The organism is Microcoleus sp. S36a_B3, assembly GCF_036700745.1.
Classification (GTDB): Bacteria; Cyanobacteriota; Cyanobacteriia; order Cyanobacteriales; family Microcoleaceae; genus Microcoleus.
In genome coordinates, this window is the sequence record NZ_JAUBPN010000048.1 from 1 (window position 1) to 19,724 (window position 19,724).

Sequence of the window (19,724 nt, forward strand, 5' to 3'; positions counted from 1 at the left end):
CGATCGCGCTTGAGCCAGTCGTCGAGTACATCAAAGATGCCTCTTTCGGTCTGGGCGCGTCCGACTGCGATTGTCATAGTTATAAAATCCTCTTGCTTGTTAAAAGACCAAGGTTTCTAATTAAAGTTAACATAACTATATATTATAAGTTGATAAAATTTCAACTCAAACACCAGAATTTCCCCACTAGATGCGTACTCCCTCAGTCGCGATCGGTTCCACAAGCGAGAAATTCGAGGTACTTCCAAGCCAACTGACTCGCTTTTCGCCGGCGCAGTTAAGGGTGGTTGAGGAGCCAGTCGCGCCAAGGAAGTGCGAGTGAGGTAGGCTAGTTGAATTAAAATTTGGCTTTAAGGCTGTTTAATCTTATGACTGCAAAAGCAACGACCTCGATCGATTCTATCCTCCGCTACGAGGTTTTGGGTTCCCGCCGCTTCAGCAATTACTGGTGGGCGACGATTGTCACCATTGGAGGGACTGGTTTCCTGCTTTCGGGCCTTTCGAGCTACTTGCACGTCAACCTGCTGCCTTTTGCTGACCCGACTGAGCTCATTTTTATCCCCCAAGGCATTGCGATGGGTTTCTACGGTGTCTGCGGCGTGCTGTTGGCACTTTACCTGTGGCTGACTGTTCTGTGGGATGTCGGCGGCGGATACAATGAGTTCGATCGCAAAACTGGTAACATTCGGATCTTTCGCTGGGGATTTCCCGGCAAAAACCGTAAACTTGATTTTACTTGCAAAACATCCGACGTGCAATCTGTGCGGGTGGACATTAAAGAAGGTCTCAGTCCCCGCCGCAGCATTTATCTCAAGCTGAAAGACCGCCGTCAGTTTCCCCTAACTAGAGTCGGACAGCCGATTGCTTTGTCTGATGTGGAAAATCAAGCTGCGGAATTAGCTCGATTTTTGCAAGTTCCCCTAGAAGGACTGTAGATATTTTCGATTTTCGATTTTCGATTGTTAATGTCTTGTCGTCTTGTAGGGTGCGCTTCGGCGCATCAAATCGAGAAATCTCGGAATTTAGAGATTGGGAATTGGGGATTTTCGATGACAGAATTCGTAATGTCTTGTAGGGTGCGCTTCGGCGCACCAAATCGAGAAATCTCGGAATTTAGAGATTGGGAATTGGGGATTTTTGATGGCAGAATTGGTAATGTTTAGTAAGTTGGACGGCGACGCACCAAATCGATAAATCTAGGGTGCACCTCGCCGTACACATTACCCGGTTGAATGAAAATGAAAGTGAAAATACAAATGCAAATGCAAATCAAAATTCAGCGGTGGTTGTTCTCACTTTTAATAATTGGTGCGTTGTTTGTCGGGGGATGCGGTAGTTCCCCACAGGCTAACTCAACTCCGACACCGAATCCGGTGTCTGGTGAAAGCATTTCTTTGACTCCACCTCCGTCTCCTTCTAATGCTGTGGCGGTGAGTTCGCAATTTAGCAATTTGCCGCGTTTGGAAGGAAAAGCAACGGTGGTGATGATCGTCAAAGGTGCTCCAATTACGATCGAAGTTGACGGCACAAATACGCCAATTACTGCGGGCAATTTTGTCGATTTGGTTCAGAAAGGTGTCTACGACGGGCTGGTATTTCACCGAGTAGTGCGGGAACCTCAGCCTTTTGTAGTTCAGGGCGGCGACCCGCAGAGTAAAGACCCTAAATTCCCTACGGCGCGGCTGGGAACTGGGGGTTTTATTGACCCGAAAACATCTGCAGAACGCAGGATTCCTCTGGAAATTAAAGCTAAAGGTGCTCCGAGTCCGACTTACAGCAAAACGCTAGAACAAGCTGGAATCGATCAAAAACCTGTGTTGATGCACACTCGCGGGGCTGTGGCGATGGCTCGATCGCAGAGTCCTGATTCGGCTTCTTCTCAGTTTTACTTTACTTTGACCGATGTACCGTTTTTGGACGGTAGCTATGCGGTTTTTGGGTACGTGAAGGAAGGGATGGATGTGGTTGATAAGATTGAAGCGGGCGATCGGATTGAGAAGGCTACTGTTACTCAGGGTTTGGAAAATTTTAAACCTGGTAGCTGAAGGTAGTCATTAGTCATTAGTCATTAGTCATTGGTCATTGGTCATTGGTCATATCAATTCCGGTTGCACTCATACATGACTGTTGACTGTTAACTATTGACTGTTGACTGTTGACTGTATTTTATTATTCCGATGCAACCGGAAACGATATGATTATTCATTAGTCATTAGTCATTAGTCATCGGTCATTGGTCATGAGTCATTAAGGATGAAGGATTGACTGACAAACTGGTGACTGATGATTTAAGGTGGGAGCATTTCATTTTTACATAAAGCATTTTTTGTTGTATTACTGTCCTTGAAAAGCGAGCTATAGAAGGAAGCGAACTTCGGAGGACACTACATAAACAAAACTGAGATGCTCCATTACGGCTAAGTACAAAAATGGATGTTGTTGTTACTGGAATTGGTCTTGTTTCAGCTTTGGGTAATCTGCCAAATAGCTGGAAAAGACTGTTGGCGGGTGAGTCTGGAATTGAGATACATAAACCTTTTTTAGAACTTGAACCGCGAGTTTTGGCTTTGGTTGGTACAAAACCTGCTGATTTAATAAGTTTAATTCTGCCTGTTTTAGCAGAGGCTTTGCAAGATGCTAATTTGACTTTGCCTTTGCGCGATTGCGGAATTGCGATCGGTTCTAGTCGAGGATTTCAGGGAAATTTGGAACAGTTGGGAAGTGAAGGAAGAGGGAAGAGGGAAGAAGGAAGAAGGAAGAGGGAAGAAGGAAGGGGGAAGAGGGAAGAGGGAAGGGAATGCTCAATTTTCGATCGCCCATTCCCGATTACCGATTATCGATTCGTGGATTTTTTGCCTCATATGGGGGCGATCGCGGCGGCGAGAGCAATTGGCTCGACGGGGCCCGTGCTCGCGCCGATGGCTGCTTGTGCGACGGGCCTGCAGTCGATCGCCCGCGCTGTTGATTTGATCCGCACTGGTGAGTGTCAGCGGGCGATCGCAGGTGCTGTGGAAGCGCCGATTACACCACTGACTGTGGCTGGATTTAACCGGATGGGTGCTTTGGCCGACACTGGCTGCTATCCGTTTGACGAACATCGCGAAGGTTTGGTGCTCGGTGAAGGCGGGGCTTTATTTGTATTAGAATCCGCCGAGTTGGCAAGCCGTCGCGGTGCTAAAATTTACGGGCGAGTTTCGGGTTTTGGCTTGACAAATGATGCTTGTTATGCTAACGCACCCGATATCGGGGGGGAAAGTGCGATCGCGGCGGTAAATCAATGTTTGAAACGCAGCAATTTAGCAGCCGTTGATATTGATTTTGTTCACGCTCACGGTACTGCAACTGATTTAAACGATCGACAGGAAGCGCTGTTAATTGAAAAATTGTTTCGCCCTGGAGTTGCTGTTAGTTCGACTAAGGGGGCTACTGCTCATACTTTGGGAGCTTCGGGAGCCTTGGGCGCGGCTTTTTGTTTGATGAGTATTCGAGATGGGATGTTGCCGCCTTGCACCGGCCTGAAAAAACCGGGGTTTGAATTAGATTTTGTTCGCTGCAGGCGATCGACTCTGGTGAGAAATGCGATTTGTTTGAGTTTTGGCTTTGGCGGGCAGAATGCTGCGATCGTCTTATCTGGCGATCGTTAATTTTTGGCAATGCCAGTCGATCGACATTTAAATTGTGCGCTCTCTCTAAAGTTAAAATCTTGTAATGGCTGCTGCAGAACTCGATCGCACATCTAATAAAAATCTCAAAAATATTACCATATTTATGGATTTTAGTCAATTAGCTAAGAATTTGCGCGAGATTGCTGCTGCTGTCTGAGTCGGGCTCTGCATTCCGGCGCTCACCCTTTCCCGGCCAGGGATGCCAGAATATAGAGCCAGATTCAAGCAGTATTGTCTTTTATCAACGCATCGATGCCGATCGGCGAAAATAGAAAAAATAAACTGTTTAAATTAAGCATTAGGTACTATCTCATGGATCTGGCATCTCATCGATTTATCTCTTATTTTGAACCTCTGCAAGCTGCTCACCTGTGTCAAATAGCTGTATTGGAGAGTTTTGCTGAGGAAACGCTAGTTTTTGACGAAGGAGAAGCGGCCGATTTTTTCTATCTAGTTTTAGCAGGTGCAGTCGAGTTTAGCAAGCGGATTGAAAATAATAAATATCAAGCTATTGCTATCGCTAAGCCAGACGATTTTTTTGGCGAACTCGGAGTTTTAGACGGAGAGCCTCGCAGTGCTAGAGCTGTGGCATTTGGCGGCTCGACTTTGGCAAAAATAGGTCGCCAAGAACTAATAACAACTCTAGAGTTGGCTCAAGGCAGTTCCGTACTGCAAATGTTTAATTTCATTATTAAAAACTTGCGCGATACTACAGATCAATATGTTAGCCAGTTCGTACACAAACAAAAAATGGTATTAGTCGGAGAAATGGTGAGTACAATTATTCACGATTTCAAAAGTCCTTTTACGGGAATTAAACTCTCCAGCGAAATGCTCAAAGAAATGCACCCCGATGAGGAAACTCAGGAGTGGTGCGAACTTATTCAATTACAAGTTCAGCGAATGTTGGGGATGGCTGAAGAAGTATTAGAATTTTCGCGCGGTAACTCTACATTAAGTAAAAAACCAATCAATTTAATCCAGACGTTGCAGCAGTTTGAAAAATTGAACAGAGTTTATTTTGATGCGGCAAAAGTAGATTTAGTGCTGCGGGTAACAGAAGTAATAGTGGAAGCCGACGATAATAAGATTTTGCGCGTTTTGCAAAATTTAGTTGGGAATGCTGTTGAAGCTTTTGGCGGGCGCGGCGGGCGAGTTGAGATTATTGTGACACAAAGCGAGGAGTGGGCAGAAATTAGCATTTACGATAACGGCCCCGGCATTCCCTCATCAATTAAAGACAAGTTATTTGAACCGTTTGTGACCTACGGGAAGCGGACTGGTACTGGTTTGGGAACGGCGATTGCTAAGTCGATTGTTGATGCTCACAAAGGAAAAATAACCTATGAATCGGACAATGAAAAAGGGACAACTTTTTACATCCGATTGCCAATCAATATTGTAGAATCGGAGCAAATTTAAGTAGCATACAGATATCTAGATTTTCTCAATCTTCGTGAAATATAATGTGTAGCGAGTGGCAAAATCAAGTAGAATTTAATTAATGAAATGCTAAAAATCTGATGCCAGTTACTATTCAAACCTTACCCGCAGAAGTTATCAATTTAATTGCCGCCGGCGAAGTGATTGACTCGATCGCCGCTGCGGTACGAGAATTAGTTGAAAATTCTCTGGATGCTGGTGCAACTCGCATCGTTGTGTCTGTCTGGCCCGAACAGTGGCGGGTGCAAGTTGCAGATAACGGTACGGGGATGGATCTGGAAAATTTGCAGCAGGCGGCTTCGCCTCACAGTACGAGCAAAATTACCACGGAAGCAGACCTTTACAAAATTACTACTTTGGGATTTCGCGGGGAAGCTTTGCACAGTTTGGCTCAGTTGGGCTGTTTGGAGGTTTTGAGCCGATCGAACGATTTGGGATTGGGCGATTTTTGGAAAAATCGAGAGTCTGCACCAAACCCGGCCAATTCATCGTTTAAGAAGGAAGCAGTTAAAAATGCTCGATCGGGCTGGCGGGTGGTTTACAGCAGGACGGGCGTTGCTGTAGAGGTGGAAACAGTGGCGATCGCGCCTGGTACGGTAGTCACTGTGTCTGATTTGTTTGGCAATTGGCCTGTACGCCGCACGTTTTTGACTCCGGCACAGCAAATGCGATCGATCCAATCAATCATTCAGCAAATTGCTATTTGTCACCCGCACGTTAATTGGCAGTTGCGTCAAGGAAATACTGCTTGTTTCTACGTCACTCCTAGCAGTACAGCGGAACAAATTTTACCTCAGTTTGTGCGCGGCGTGCGAGCAAGCGATTTGCAATATTTAAAGTTAGATTTGCCTTCAGTTTCTGAAAAGAATAAATTGCCAGATAGTTTCGCACAGGCGCAATTATTTTTGTCAAAAACAGGGGCGAGTTACCAATTCCCAATTCCCGATGCCCAATTCCCAATTCCTAATTCCCAGTCTCTGGAGTTAGTAATTGGTTTGCCCGATCGCTGTCACCGCAGGCGGCCAGATTGGGTGAAGGTGGCGGTGAACCGGCGGGTTGTGCGATCGCCCGAATTAGAGCAAACTATTCTCAGCGCCTTCGCCCGTACTTGTCCGCGCGATCGCTATCCCGTGTGTTTTGTTCACCTGCAAATCTCCCCATCAGAAATCGACTGGAACCGCCACCCGGCTAAAGCGGAAATTTATCTGCACGATCCGAGTTTTTGGCAAGCACAAGTTAGCGCGGCAATCGATCGGGCTTTGCACTTGAATGATGAAGTTTTGCCAGCGCCACATATTCCCGATCGCGTGGAACAATTGCTGAAGGTGTCGGAACAAAAAAGTGCTTACAGTGTAGGGGTTTCGGCTCGCCAGAACGATGAAGGCGGCGAAGAGCCAAAAAATCATAAAATAGGATTGATGGAACTCAGGGCGATCGCACAAGTTCACAATACTTACATTGTGGCGGAACATTCCAGCGGAATGTGGTTGATAGAACAACACATCGCTCACGAGCGCGTTTTGTACGAAAAATTGTGTGCGGCTTGGCAGCTAAAAAATCTCGAAAAACCAGTAATTCTCAGTCAATTATCGGCGCTGCAAATTGAGAATTTATCCCGCTTGGGTTTGGAAGTAGAAATATTTGGCGAACAGCTATGGGCGGCGCGAGAAGTGCCTGAATTGTTAGCCGATCGAGATGACTGTGCGGCGGCGCTTTTTGAACTCAGTAAAGTCGCAGATTTGCAAGCTGCTCAAGTTGCTACTGCTTGTCGCAGCGCTATTCGCAACGGTACTTCTTTGAGTCTTTTGCAAATGCAAAATTTGTTGAATGAATGGCAACAAACTCGCAATCCGCGTACTTGTCCTCACGGCAGACCTATCTATTTTGCTTTGGAAGAATCGACTCTGGCTAGGATTTTTCGTCGCAGTTGGGTGATTGGTAAAAGTCACGGTATTTGAAGGTGTGCGTTACATACTAAACTGTTTTTTTTACCGCAGAGGGCGCAGAGAACGCAGAGAGGAGGAAAATAGAGGTTTTGTTGAGGGTTTTTTGGGCAACTGGATATGCTGTTTTTTTTACCGCAGAGGGCGCAGAGAACGCAGAGAGGAGGAAAAGAGAGGTTTTGTTGAGTTTTTTTTGGGTGACAGGATATGCGGATAAAATGTTAATTAATGTTGAGTAAATTATTATTATGGATTTGACGATCGCCCGACAACTTTTTTACCAAGAAATTAGTCAGCCAGACAACTCGATCGACCTGGCGAAAGCTGCTTTGTATGTGGCTTTGGAGGAATACCCGAATTTAGAGCTTCAAGCGTATTTAAATGTTCTCGATTCGATCGCCGATCGAGTGCGTTTGCGCCTCCCGCCACAGAATTATCCCCTGCGGATCATTCAAACTATTAACGGCTATTTGTATGAGGATTTGGAATTTTCGGGCAATGATGCTGATTATTATGACCCCCGCAATAGTTTTTTGAATCAAGTGCTCGATCGCCGTACTGGGATTCCGATTTCTTTATCTCTGGTTTATTTGGAGGTTGCTAAGCGCATTGATTTTCCGATGGTGGGGATTGGGATGCCGGGACATTTTTTAATTAAGCCGGATTTTGAAGGTGCTGGGATTTTTGTGGATGCGTTTAATGGTGGCGAGATACTATTTCCTGAAGATTGTCAAGGGAGACTTTCTCAAATTTACGGTCAACCGATGGAGTTACAACCGGCTTTTCTCGCCCCGGTAAGTACGCGGCAGTTGTTGGGGCGAATGCTGGGAAATTTGAAGGCGATTTATTTGCAGCAGCGCGATGCGTTGAGGGTGTTGGGGGCGATCGAACGGATTTTGCTGTTGTTTCCCGATGCGCTGTTGGAAAGGCGCGAGCGCGGAATTCTTTTCTATCAAATTGGTCGTTTTGCCGAGGCGCGGCACGACTTGGAACTATACCTGACAAATGCTCCGAATGCTGAGGATGCTGCTGCAATTCGCCAATTGCTCGCAAGGCTCGATCAGAACTAAGTTAAATGGGCGATCGCACAACATCGCACCCCAAGCTACACTCGATAAGTTTTACAAAGTTCGATCGAATTTTTGCAAATCTGGACATAACATATAACCGAGCAATTAACACCTATCTTTTGATAGGTTACATTTGCTCGACCTGACTGTAAAATATTATGTCATTTACGGAACTCCTGACTCCACTTTCTCGACAGATACCCGCAGAGGCGATCGATCGAAACTGTATTTTGACGTAAAGAGGCACAAACCCATGAACTTTAAGTTTCAACAAAATTATCTCAACGGAATGCAACCACAGTCAGCCCATTTTACCAAAAAAATGTCAAAATCTTTATCATTAGGTTTGGCACTTTTAATCTCGACAAGTGCAGTATTTCTCAACAGCAGCAAAGCCTTTGCACTAGACAATGTTACAGTAAAATACGGGGCAGTTGACGTAACTTTACCGATGAGCGACTTGCAAAGCTTTGCACAAACCGGCCAAGCATCACCTCAATTGCAAAGCGTTCTGAATCTGGCGAAACAAAAACCCGAAGCGGTGCGCGAAATATTAACGCGAGAAGTGGCTTTAGATTCCCAATTAGTAATGCGGCTGGCAAATACTTATTTTGGGGAAATTGTTTTCAAAGAATTGGGCGAGGTTGCTTATACGCCGACAACTCGGCTGCAAAGCGCGCCGGCACTGCGCGATGCTTTAGTCGCAGCTTCTAAAGATGGCAAAATATCGCTGATCGAAGTGATTCAAAATTACGGGCCTGCCGCTTTAGAAGTGAATGGAGATCAAGCGATGGTAATCTATCAGCGAGTCATCAAAGATTTGCAAGATATGCAGGATATCTATAAGAATTCCCCAGCTTTGCAAAATACTGCTGGTCAAGCAAGACAAATGATTTGTCAGCCAAATTCATCACCGGGGGCTGGGAAGTAAATAATATCAATTACGGTTGCACTCATACATAATTGTTGACTGTCAACAGTTAACAATCATCTATGGTTGCAACCAGAATTGGTATTACCTATTAGCTATTACTAATTTCTTGAGATAATTGCTCCGCTACTCGTTTGAGTCGGCGGAGTTGGTCTTTCATGTCTTTTTTTGTCAAAGAAGCTGCAAAGCTATTGAAACCAAATCTAATTAAAGGATTGGGGATTTGGAATTCAAAGCGGTTAATCAAAAGAGTTCCTTGGATGTGGGGCTGGCATTCCCAACGATCGCACCCTTGGAAAAATCCGTCAAACCCCCAAACAATTAAACCGGGTTGTCGCTCTAACACCACGCTGTTTAAAGTGGGTTGCAAAACCGGAATTTTTATGATGAACAAGCTGCGGCTTCCCACAGCAGTATCCCACTCGCCCTCTGGTTCGCAGCGCAGCATGGGATTGAGCCACTTGTGCATCAAAGTGCGATCGACTATACAGCGCTCCACCAAGGTGGCTGCAGCGCCAATTTCAATTGATTGCTCGAAAACTTGACGAATTGACATGAAAACCTGCAAGCTAGAAGCGTATTCTGACAGTTTTTGATCTGCCTTGTCAAATGTGACGTCAACCTGAGAAAAAAATGAATCAAACTTGGCAAGAAATAACTCAACAGATATCGAACCCAATAGCCGTTATGTCCGATGGCTTACGCCCCGCTACGCTACGCATTTTGGCACAAGTCCAACCCGCCGCGAATCCCCTGGCTGATGCCGAACGCGGAATTAACGATTTTGTGGTGGGTTCAAACCTGGAAAATCTCCTCTGGGCGATCGGTATCCTGCTAATTGGCTTGATCGTATCAGCCCTGGTCTCATCTTTAGTCGGGGGATTGCTCAAAAAGACTACGATAGACAACCGACTGGCTGGTTGGATTACTGGCCGCCCGGAAGGACAAGGATCCCCGCAAGTGGAAAAATGGATTTCCGCTGCGGTATTCTGGATCATTTTTATCTTTTTCCTAGTTGCCTTTTTCAACCGGCTGAATTTAACGGCTGTCTCGCAACCCCTCAATACTTTTCTCAATCAAATTGCTGGTGCTTTGCCGAAGTTAGCCAAAGCCCTAATTTTTCTGGGGATTGCTTGGGTGTTGGCGACAATTGCCAAATTGGCTCTATCGCGGGCGATGCGGACTTTTGGCGTAGACGAGCGCTTGAATCAGCAGGTGGGGAATGCACCAAACGAGAATCCTTTGCTGCTGAGCGAGACTCTGGCGAATGCGCTGTACTGGTTCATTTTTCTGCTGTTTTTGCCGTCGGTTCTCGAATCGCTGGAATTGCAGCAGGCTTTGCTACCAGTTAATAATTTGCTAAACCAAATTTTGGCGGCAATTCCGAAAATCCTGGAAGCTTTGGTGATTGGGTTTATCGGCTGGCTGCTGGCTCAAGTGGTGCAGCGGATTGTTACGAACCTGCTGGCTGCTGCTGGGGCGGACAGTTTGGGCGCTCGGTTTGGTATTTCCCGGAGTTCGGGCGGACAATCGCTGTCGTGGATTATCGGTACGATCGTCTACGTGTTGATTTTGATTCCTACGGCGATCGCAGCTTTGAACGCTTTGGACATCCAAGCGATTTCGCTGCCGGCCATCGCGATGCTCAACACGATTCTGGGCGCGCTTCCCAACATTTTCACAGCAGCCATAATTCTGGCAGTTGCTTACATTTTGGGGCGCTGGATCGGCGATTTGGTGACTAATATCTTCACCGGAATTGGGTTTAACAATATCTTTTCTTGGTTGGGAGTGCAGCCGAAACAGCCGCTACGACTACCGCCGAGTTCGATCGATCCTGAAGCAACGATTCTGCAAGAACCGGATCTGCCGGCCCGCACGCCTTCGCAATTTGTCGGCATTGTGGTGCAGGTAGGCATCATGCTGTTTGCTGTGGTTGCTGCTACCGACGTGCTGGGGATTCCGGCGCTGACGGCGATTGTCAGCGGTATTGTGCTGGTTGCAGGTAGAGTGCTGGCCGGTTTGGTCGTATTTGCGATCGGCTTGTATTTAGCGAACCTGGCCTTTAGTTTGATTGCTAGTTCTGGAACTCGCCAAGCGCGGTTGTTGGGCCAAACCGCTCGCATCGCGATTATTGCTTTTGTGGCAGCATTAGCGCTGCAACAAATGGGCATTGGCAGCGATATTGTGAATTTAGCTTTCGGGCTGCTGCTAGGGGCGATCGCAGTTGGAATTGCTCTAGCCTTTGGTTTGGGTGGCCGCGAGATTGCGGCCAACGAACTTCGCCAATGGTTAGCGTCGTTTAAACAAGATAAAACGCCGCGTTTGTAACTCTATAAAATGGCGTTTGTACTTGACAAACGCCATTTTATTTGTTATTTGTTAGTTGTTATTTCTTATTTGTTATTTGTTATTTGTTATTTGTTAGTTGGTAGGGGCGGTGGATGGTGCGGGCCCGCCCTCTTAGTTGTTAGTTGTTAGTTGTTAGTTGTCATTCAAGACGGTCAGGATGATCTCAGTCATCGTTTTTTAGAGCTATAGCGGTTTTCAAGCATTGTGAAATATGCCCTATGCCCTATGCCCAGCGGCACCTCATCTTTCTGAGAAATGCTATAGTGCTAAAATAAAATTAGCGAGAACTGAGGAGGCTTAAACTGTGACAGTTTTCACTTCTATCGAACAATCAGAAATAGAATATCCCAGCAGCGGCCTGCTTTATACCTTCAGATTACAGCCTCGGATCGACAGGTTCGCTCTCCATCGCTAAAACTCCGAAAACGCACTCGTGAACTTGCCTCAAAGGAGCGCCCGCCACAAATCTCTCCAACGCTTCTATACCGAGAGCAAACTCTCGCAACGCCAAAGAACGCTTTCCTGAAAGTCCGCGCGATCGCAATTTTTCCAAATGTTCCGGCAATGAATATTCCAAACCGTAAATAATCCGCAAATACTCTTTAGCGCGACATTTTACCGCAGGCTGCACCAGTCCTTTGCTATTTTTTATAATAAAATCGATTGGTTTAACAACCATGCCTTCGCCTCCCCCATCAGTCAGTTTTTCCCACCATTTTATCCCGGCAGATTGGCTGTCAGAATCTGCAATTTCCACTACTTTGTATTCAGTAGCTAACAGCAATTCCGGGTCAGCTTGACAAATTTCTGCAATCTGTTCCATGTGCCAGCAGTGATTTTTGTCAGTATGAACTTTTCCCTCGGTTGCCAAGATGTGGAAAGGCGCTAATTTGAGGTCGGAGATGGATTTGACAGGCCAGCAGTAACGCTGGTAGGCTTTAACGTATTGATGCGCTAGTTGCGATCGCTCTTGGTGGCGACTCAGTAAATTGCTAACTTCAACTCCCCGCTGGTTTGCCTGTTCTAAGTTTTTAATCGCATCCGCAAACGCAGTATTAGAAGCTGTTCCCACTGTGGCGTACTGTTGCTGCAATAATTCTTGAGCTTTGGCAGACCAAGGCATCAATTCGCAGTCCAAACAAACCCAGTCAGTTTGAAATTTATCCCAAAAATTGCTAGCAGTTAAAGCAACATTGATTCTAGCTAAAAATTCGGTTTCTCTACTAGGATCATTGAAGAAATGCCGTCCGGTGCGGGTGTAACAAATACCGATGCTGTTGTTAAGAATCCCGAAGCGCTGTTTGGCCGCCGATTCATCTCGGCAAACAATCACCACTGCACGGGAACCCATGTGTTTTTCTTCGCAGACAACTGTCGATACGCCCTGCTGTTGGTAGTAGCTAAATGCTTCGGCTGGATGTTCTAAAAGTCCCGGTTCTTTGGAAGTAGCGACGGGAGACATTGTGGGAGGCAAATAAATCAGCCACTTGGGATTAGCGGCAAATCTGCTCATTACTTCCAGGGCGGCGATCGCATTTTCTGCTTTAATCGTAATGTTGTTTTGCAGGCGAGTGGAAATAATCCGCTTGCCCAATACGTCGGCAATGTCTAATATATCGTCAGATTGCTGTTGGGCGGTGAGAGGAGTTGTAACAGCAGTAAGTGCGATCGGCTTGACAGGTTCGCAGTAAACTCTAGCAGCCGCAACGCTGACAAATTCTCTTTCAGGATAGCGCAAAGCTGTTAGTTTGCCTCCGAAAACGCAGCCCGTGTCAATATCAACGGTATTGTTAAACCATTCTGTTTCCGGGACAGGGGTGTGTCCGTAAACAACTGCTGCTGTGCCGCGATATTCGGCGGCCCAATTGTAGCGGACTGGTAAGCCGAATTCATCGATTTCGCCTGTTGTTTCTCCGTACAAGGCAAAATCTCGAATTCTCCCGGATGCGCGTCCCTGAAATTCTGCTTTCATTCCGGCGTGGGCGACGACTAATTTGCCGCCGTCGAGGACGTAATGCCCGATCAAACTGTCTAGAAATTGGCGGATTTTTGTTTCCGCAGATTCGCGAAATTCGTCGGGCAAAGCTGCTATTTCTGCTAAGGTTTGTTCGAGTCCGTGATTGATTTTGACATTTTTGCCGTTGAGTTTTTTCAGCAATTTAATGTCGTGATTGCCGGGGAGGCACAATGCTGTTTCTGCTGCTACCATGTTGCACGCGAGTTTGAGGGTGTCGAGAATGCGCGGGCCCCGATCGACCAAATCGCCCAAAAACACGGCTTTACGCCCTTCTGGGTGCGCGTAGGTGGGAAAATCCCAGAAGCCGGACTCGCTGGTTTTTTCCACAATTTGATAGCCCAACTGTTGCAGCAATTGCTCTAATTCGCCGCAGCAGCCGTGAATATCGCCGATGATGTCAAACGGGCCGGACTCGCTTTTGCGGTTGTTCCACAGCGGTTGTCTGGCGACTTCTACCGCGTCGATTTCCTCTGGGGAACGGAGGATGTAAACGTAGCGAAATCCTTCGCGATCGAGGTTTCGTAGCGATCGCTTTAAATTCTGAACGTGGCGGCGAACTACGTGACTGCCAAAGTTGCGGTTTGGACGTTGTTGATTGCGATCGGCACACAATTTTTCGGGTAAATTTAGCACAATTGCGGCCGAAATGCAATGGTATTTTCGAGCTAATTCTAACAAAGGTTTGCGACTTTCCGGCTGAACATTTGTCGCGTCTATAACAGTTAATCGGCCTGCTGCAAGGCGTTTAGCAACGATAAAGTGCAGTAATTCAAAAGCATCTGCGGTTGCAGCTTGATTGTTTTCGTCATCGGAAACCAGGCCGCGACAGTAATCCGATGAAATGATTTCTGTCGGCAGGAAATGTTGGCGCGCAAAGGTAGATTTCCCGGAACCGGATGCACCGATGAGAACGACTAAAGATAGTTCTGGAAGGGTAATTTTCATAGTTTAATAGTGATTTACTCGTTACTAGGCTCTGCCTGGTAACGCAGATCCAGAGGCTCTGCCTCGAATTTTCATCGAACCTCGCGAGGCAGAGCCTCTGGCCATCGGTTCCCAGGCAGAGCCTAGGAACCAGTTATAGTTTAATAGTGATTTACTCGTTACTAGGCTCTGCCTAGTAACGCAGATCCAGAGGCTCTGCCTCGAATTTTCATCGAACCTCGCGAGGCAGAGCCTCTGGCTATCGGTTCCTAGGCTCTGCCTAGGAACCAGTTATTTTTATTAATAGATTTTGCATTGGGTGAATATTGCCATTTGCGTAGGCGAACCTACTTCTAAATCTTCGGTTCCCACACAACGAAACTCTACTGCAAACCCAAACCGTTCTGCAACCCCATTCGCCCAAGTTTGAAATTCTGCCCTCGTCCACTCAAAGCGGTGATCTCGGTGGCGAAATTTCCCTGCAGGCAAGTTTTCAAACCGCACGTTATATTCAATATTTGGAGTTGTGACGATCGCACTTTTGGGCCGAATAAACTCAAACAACACCCGCTCGAAAGCAGCCAACCGATCTAAATCGAGATGTTCGATCACTTCAATTACCGCCGCTGCGTCAAAATCTGTCAAGCGGCTGTCCCGATAAATCAGCGAACTTTGGATTAGTTGAATCCGAGATTGTTGTGCGGGAGATAAGCATTCTATTTGCAATCTTTCCGTGGCAATTTCCAATGCCCGGTGGGAAACATCGACTCCCGTAATTTGTTCGATCCCACTTTCTTTCAAAAGCAATCGCAGCAGTTTTCCCTCACCGCAACCCAAATCTACAACTCGCTTAACATTGCTGGCTTTTAAAACCTCCATCACAGCATCTAAACGCTGTTGGTTGAGACTAATTCGCTGTTCTAAAACTTCCTCTTCTTGCTGGTGAGAAATTTCTAGTTTCTCCTGGTCAAGATTATCGGCTTCTGCTAATTGTGCCACAGCAAGGCGCGTCAAGCGGCGCTGGCGTTTCAAATAGCGATCGGCAATTTGTTCGCGGGCGGGATGCGCGTTCAACCAACCTTCGCCGTGACGCAATAACTTCTCGATTTCATCATCGCCAACCCAGTAATGTTTGTCGTCATCCAACACCGGAATTAGCACGTAGAGATGGCTCAACAAATCCGCCAAACAAATTGTATTTTGCAGTTCCACCGAAAAGTAAGGACTCGTGCCCCATTCTGGAAATTGCGCGTCAAGAATCAGCGGTTTTGCTGTCACTTGATAGCCCAGCGGCTCAAACATTTCGCGCAGAAACTTTTGGCCACCGCGACAGGGCAAAACGGAGAGATTAACTGTTAGAGGGATTGGGCTTTCTGCGAGTTCTGGGCGGTCTTTGCAGCGACCGGATAGAGCTGTACTAAAGACTTTGGCAAGGGCGACAGACAGAAACGAAGAGGCAACGTAGGGGCGATCGTTCACGTATTGGTCGAGAGGGCGATCGCCCGATTTCGACTTGCCGCGCACCAAAGCAACCGGATCGACATCTAACAGCAAAGCCGCCGTGCATTTTTCTGCATTCGCTTCGGGATAAAACACGCTGGCTTGTCCGAAAGTCATCGGAAAGCATTGAAGGCGATCGGGATGTTTGTGCAGCAAATAACCTAAATCTGTAGCTGGGACGCGAGTTGTGGAGATGGTTAATAACATAATATTGGGAATTGGGCATCGGGCATCGGGCCTCGGCCAAACAGGGCATCGGGAATTGGTGTTTGTTATTGCATAATTGCTTCTTCTGACTACTGACTACTGACTACTGACTACTGACTACTGACTATTAAGATTGCTGTTTTTCCCCACTCCCCAAATCCAACTTAGCCCGCAACTCATCCTTAATCCGATTTAAAATAGAATCCTCATCCAAAGAAGACAAAATCTTGCTGACAACAGCCTTCGGCCCATCATCTCCCCAAGACGCACCGTTAGCCAAATAAGCCTTAGTAACTTGACCGATTCCGTAGCAAGAAACCCCAGCAATTGCAGCTTGCGTCACAGCCACAGAAAGATAAGGCCCCAAGGCCAAACCTCCCGTCGCCGGTGTGGCCAAACCCAACAATCCTTTCAAAGAACTTAAACCCAAATTAGCCAACAATTCCCCCGCAGTAATTCCCCCCATACTCAATGCAATCTTTTGCAGCAATTCCACCGCCCCTGCTTCTGTCATCGCAATGCCGTAAACTTTAGATAAAGTTAATATCATTACCACATCAATTACCGCACCGCTGAGAATATCAACTACAGTAACTGGATTTAGGGCGATCGCCACAGCTTTCGTCATTACCCCATTCCAGATAATGCGATTAGCCGCGTCATCTCGAATTTCCATTTTTCGCTGCACCAACTGCTCGTTAATATCCCCCGCACAAAGCATCGTATTCAGTGCTACCAAAGATTTTCCTTCCCGGTCTAAAATCTCCAAAATCTTTAGTTTTAGATCCTCAACTTGCGGCAAACTGCGAGTCATTTGCACGCTCATACTTCCGTCGGGACGGCGCACCGCCTGCGCCGTCAAAGGTGAAGCGGCAGACATCACAATTTCATCGGGAGATAACAATTCTCTCACGCGATCGTCCCGAATTTTGTGGTAAATTGCCAGCCTATCTGCATCGGGATACTGGTCAATTTTATTGAAAACTAATAACATGGGTTTTCCGGCTTCCCGCAACTGCGAAAGTGCTTGATATTCCACTTTCGTAATGTCGCCAGCAACTACAAACAATATCAAATCGGCTTGTTTGGCGACGCGGCGGGCTAAAAGTTCGCGAGTTTCGCCGTCAACTTCATCTATTCCCGGAGTATCGATTAATTCTACTTGCGATAAACGGTAAATAACTGGCGAAAGTCTATCGGGTAAACCGTCATCCACACCATCTCCCACATCCCACTGGCCAATAGTTGTGGTGCGAGTCACCCCGTGAGTCGGGCCAGTTTCAAACACATTTTGACCGAGTAGCGCGTTTAAAACCGAAGATTTTCCCCTTCCCACCATCCCAAACACAGCGATTTGCACGCAAGCGCGCTCTAGCTTGTCCAGCATTGTTTCCAAGCCGCCAATTTCCGGCTCCAGTCCAGTTCGCTCTTGTGGTGTCAAGTCGAGATTTTCTACTATATCTCGCAGAGCATCTTTAGCGCGGCGCAGGTTGAGTTCTGCTTGAATGTCTGCGAAACTTAATATTGTGTCGTCTAATTCGCGATCGACATTTGAATAATCCGAGGCTTCAGTCATTGTTACCTGATGTTATAGCTTTGCTTCACTTAAAGTTTTAACCGATATGATGCTATTCTAGCTTTTTCTGCGGGCTTTGTACATTAGCGACTCCGTAATGCTCGTGAGTGTCAACTTAAACCTGACCACCTTTGTATCTCTCGTTTATAGCCGAGGCCAGATCCCCCTAAATCCCCCTTAAGAAGGGGGAGTTTGATCAGAATCTTGTCCCCCCTTCTTAAGTTCGTTAATAGCCGAGGACAGCTCCCCCTAAATCCCCCTTAAGAAGGGGGAGTTTGATCAGAATCTTGTCCCCCCCTTTTTAAGGGGGGCTAGGGGGGATCTGGCCTCGGCAGCCAACAGAAGTATATGAATAAATTTGACCTTAACTTGACACCAGCAAGCAATGTTATGCTCTCAAAATATCATGTAAAATCTATTTAATTTACCACCAATGATTAACGCCAACAAAATAGCAAATTATCCATTTTTATTACGAGTAATAATTTTTCTATTAATTTTAGCAGCAATCTGGCTGCCCGTCGCCGCACCAATTTATCTCTTAGTTAAAGATAGCAACCTCGCAACTATTCTGACAATGGGATTGTTGTTTGCCGAGTTTCTGTTCCTAGTGCGGCGCTGGGGAAAACAGGTTTACGGACAAACGCAATTGCTCAAAAGTTACGGTTTAGTCAATACGCGACAAAACGGTTTTGAGCTTTTGACTGGATTGGCGATCGGCATTTCGATCGCTTTCACCCTATTTTTAGTGCAAGGACTGTTGGGCTTTGTCGCATGGCAAAATTCTGATAATTTGCCTCGAATCATCGCAGAAGGGCTTTTGAGCGCCTTGGGAGTGGGTTTTGCGGAGGAGTTGGTATTCCGTGGTTGGTTGCTGGACGAATTGCAGCGGGATTACAACAATCAAATTTCTGTGCGGGCGAATAGCCTGGTATTTGCCCTATCTCATTTTATCAAACCCGTGGAGGCAATGCTGCGGACTTGGCCTCAGTTTCCGGGCTTGTTGTTGTTGGGTTTAATACTGGTTTTGGCAAAGCGCAACTGTCAAAATCGGCTGGGTTTGTCGATCGGGCTTCATGCAGGTTTAGTCTGGGGATACTATATAATTAACATCGGAGAGTTAGTACGATATTCTGGCTCTGTTCCCGATTGGGTGACTGGAATTAACGGCAATCCGTTGGCTGGGGCAGTGGGGCTTTTGTTTTTGAGCGTCTTGGCTGTAGGAATGCGGCAAATGTCAGAACGTTCAAAAGGGCGATCGGATTAATCAATTCTTGAAAATGGCATAATAGATCAGACCATACTCTACAACCAACCTGGGGAAATTTTTATGCAGCTTGCTGAACTTCTACCACTCGTGAAAGATTTGCCTCACACTGACAAACTTTTACTACTGCATTTTATCGTATCCGAATTACTGCAAGAATCAGGTATAGTTCCGCTAGAAGAGCAAGGCAAAGCATCTAGCACTAATTCCTACAACTCTTTTGAAGCCGCTGCTGTTTTAGCAAAAGCATTATCAGAAGAAAAAACAGTAAAACATGGTTGATAAAGTCAGATTTGCGTTTGCCGAAATCGATCCGCAACTGGGTGCATTAAGTACATTGCCTTACTTGCCACTAACTTTAACTTATCGCAATTGCTCTTTAAGTGCATCAGGCTTGCTAGATACAGGTTCTAGTGTTAACGTATTGCCCTACGAAATGGGATTAAGATTAGGAGCAATTTGGGAAAGTCAAACACTTTCTGTTCCATTAGGAGGCAATTTGGCTAGGTTTGAGGCGCGGGCATTGGTATTGAGGGCGAATATTGAGCGCTTTCCTCCAGTGGATTTAGCTTTTGCTTGGACAAAAGACAGGAATGCTCCATTAATTCTGGGACACATGAATTTCTTTCTGGAGTTTGATGTCTGCTTCTACCGGGCTGAATTATTATTTGAAATTAGTCCTAAAAGAAGAGGCGAGCAAAGATAGGCTGGGTTTGTCGATCGGGCTTCATGCAGGTTTAGTCTGGGGATACTAAGCTGCTACGCAGCTAAACCGGATAAAATAGCATTGCCTTTATTTTTGATTTTTCGATCCCATTTAATAACCATT

15 protein-coding genes are annotated in these 19,724 nt (G+C 46.4%); 11 read left to right on the forward strand and 4 right to left on the reverse strand.

Translation table 11 applies throughout. The features are described from left to right. The first annotated feature begins 368 nt into the window (after positions 1 to 368). The 7 genes from QUA01_RS26100 (at position 369) to QUA01_RS26130 (ending at position 9,052) form a co-directional block, all read left to right on the forward strand. A complete protein-coding gene (locus QUA01_RS26100) occupies positions 369 to 935 on the forward strand; it encodes a photosystem I assembly protein Ycf4 (protein ID WP_194012996.1) in 567 nt (188 codons plus the stop codon). A gap of 321 nt (positions 936 to 1,256) precedes the next feature. Continuing rightward, on the forward strand, positions 1,257 to 2,045 hold the full coding sequence (locus QUA01_RS26105) for a peptidylprolyl isomerase (RefSeq protein ID WP_442921589.1): 789 nt from the start codon (positions 1,257 to 1,259) through the stop codon (positions 2,043 to 2,045). 384 nt (positions 2,046 to 2,429) lie between these two features. Beyond that, positions 2,430 to 3,644, forward strand: coding sequence for a beta-ketoacyl-ACP synthase (locus QUA01_RS26110; protein ID WP_333093408.1), 1,215 nt, complete (start codon positions 2,430 to 2,432; stop codon positions 3,642 to 3,644). A gap of 333 nt (positions 3,645 to 3,977) precedes the next feature. After that, positions 3,978 to 5,087, forward strand: a complete 1,110-nt coding sequence (locus QUA01_RS26115) for an ATP-binding protein (RefSeq protein WP_333093409.1) — start codon at positions 3,978 to 3,980, stop codon at positions 5,085 to 5,087. A 101-nt stretch (positions 5,088 to 5,188) separates the two neighbouring features. After that, positions 5,189 to 7,066, forward strand: coding sequence for a DNA mismatch repair endonuclease MutL (gene mutL / locus QUA01_RS26120; protein ID WP_333093410.1), 1,878 nt, complete (start codon positions 5,189 to 5,191; stop codon positions 7,064 to 7,066). A 233-nt stretch (positions 7,067 to 7,299) separates the two neighbouring features. Next, the gene (locus tag QUA01_RS26125; RefSeq protein ID WP_333093412.1) at positions 7,300 to 8,121 is read left to right on the forward strand and encodes a SirB1 family protein; all 822 of its coding nucleotides are present in this window, start codon (positions 7,300 to 7,302) and stop codon (positions 8,119 to 8,121) included. Between the two features lie 253 nt (positions 8,122 to 8,374). Next, entirely contained in the window at positions 8,375 to 9,052 is a 678-nt protein-coding gene (locus tag QUA01_RS26130; RefSeq protein WP_333093413.1) for an alpha/beta hydrolase, read from the forward strand. A gap of 91 nt (positions 9,053 to 9,143) precedes the next feature. On the opposite strand, the gene QUA01_RS26135 is transcribed toward QUA01_RS26130, so the two are convergent. Beyond that, the gene (locus QUA01_RS26135; protein ID WP_194010060.1) at positions 9,144 to 9,608 is read right to left on the reverse strand and encodes an SRPBCC family protein; all 465 of its coding nucleotides are present in this window, start codon (positions 9,606 to 9,608) and stop codon (positions 9,144 to 9,146) included. A gap of 77 nt (positions 9,609 to 9,685) precedes the next feature. Here QUA01_RS26135 and QUA01_RS26140 point away from each other — a divergent pair, with 77 nt between their 5' ends. Continuing rightward, positions 9,686 to 11,383: a mechanosensitive ion channel gene (locus QUA01_RS26140; protein ID WP_333093414.1), complete on the forward strand. Its 1,698-nt coding sequence runs from the start codon at positions 9,686 to 9,688 to the stop codon at positions 11,381 to 11,383. Positions 11,384 to 11,780: 397 nt separating this feature from the next. Here QUA01_RS26140 and QUA01_RS26145 read toward each other — a convergent pair whose 3' ends face one another. From QUA01_RS26145 to QUA01_RS26155, 3 genes are all read right to left on the reverse strand, one after another. Further along, positions 11,781 to 14,366, reverse strand: coding sequence for a polynucleotide kinase-phosphatase (locus QUA01_RS26145; RefSeq protein WP_333093415.1), 2,586 nt, complete (start codon positions 14,364 to 14,366; stop codon positions 11,781 to 11,783). A gap of 279 nt (positions 14,367 to 14,645) precedes the next feature. Continuing rightward, positions 14,646 to 16,052, reverse strand: coding sequence for a 3' terminal RNA ribose 2'-O-methyltransferase Hen1 (locus QUA01_RS26150; protein ID WP_333093416.1), 1,407 nt, complete (start codon positions 16,050 to 16,052; stop codon positions 14,646 to 14,648). 127 nt (positions 16,053 to 16,179) lie between these two features. After that, entirely contained in the window at positions 16,180 to 17,628 is a 1,449-nt protein-coding gene (locus QUA01_RS26155) for a GTP-binding protein (RefSeq protein ID WP_333093417.1), read from the reverse strand. A gap of 433 nt (positions 17,629 to 18,061) precedes the next feature. Between QUA01_RS26155 and QUA01_RS26160 the strand changes: the two genes are divergently transcribed. The 3 genes from QUA01_RS26160 to QUA01_RS26170 all read left to right on the forward strand — a co-directional run bounded on the left by QUA01_RS26160 (position 18,062) and on the right by QUA01_RS26170 (position 19,601). Beyond that, on the forward strand, positions 18,062 to 18,895 hold the full coding sequence (locus tag QUA01_RS26160) for a CPBP family intramembrane glutamic endopeptidase (protein ID WP_333093418.1): 834 nt from the start codon (positions 18,062 to 18,064) through the stop codon (positions 18,893 to 18,895). 63 nt (positions 18,896 to 18,958) lie between these two features. Beyond that, positions 18,959 to 19,177 (forward strand): hypothetical protein, encoded by a 219-nt coding sequence (locus QUA01_RS26165; protein ID WP_333093419.1) that lies wholly within the window; start codon positions 18,959 to 18,961, stop codon positions 19,175 to 19,177. After that, entirely contained in the window at positions 19,170 to 19,601 is a 432-nt protein-coding gene (locus tag QUA01_RS26170) for a hypothetical protein (protein ID WP_333093420.1), read from the forward strand. Before QUA01_RS26165 ends, QUA01_RS26170 begins: the two co-directional genes overlap by 8 nt. The last annotated feature ends 123 nt before the right edge of the window (positions 19,602 to 19,724 follow it).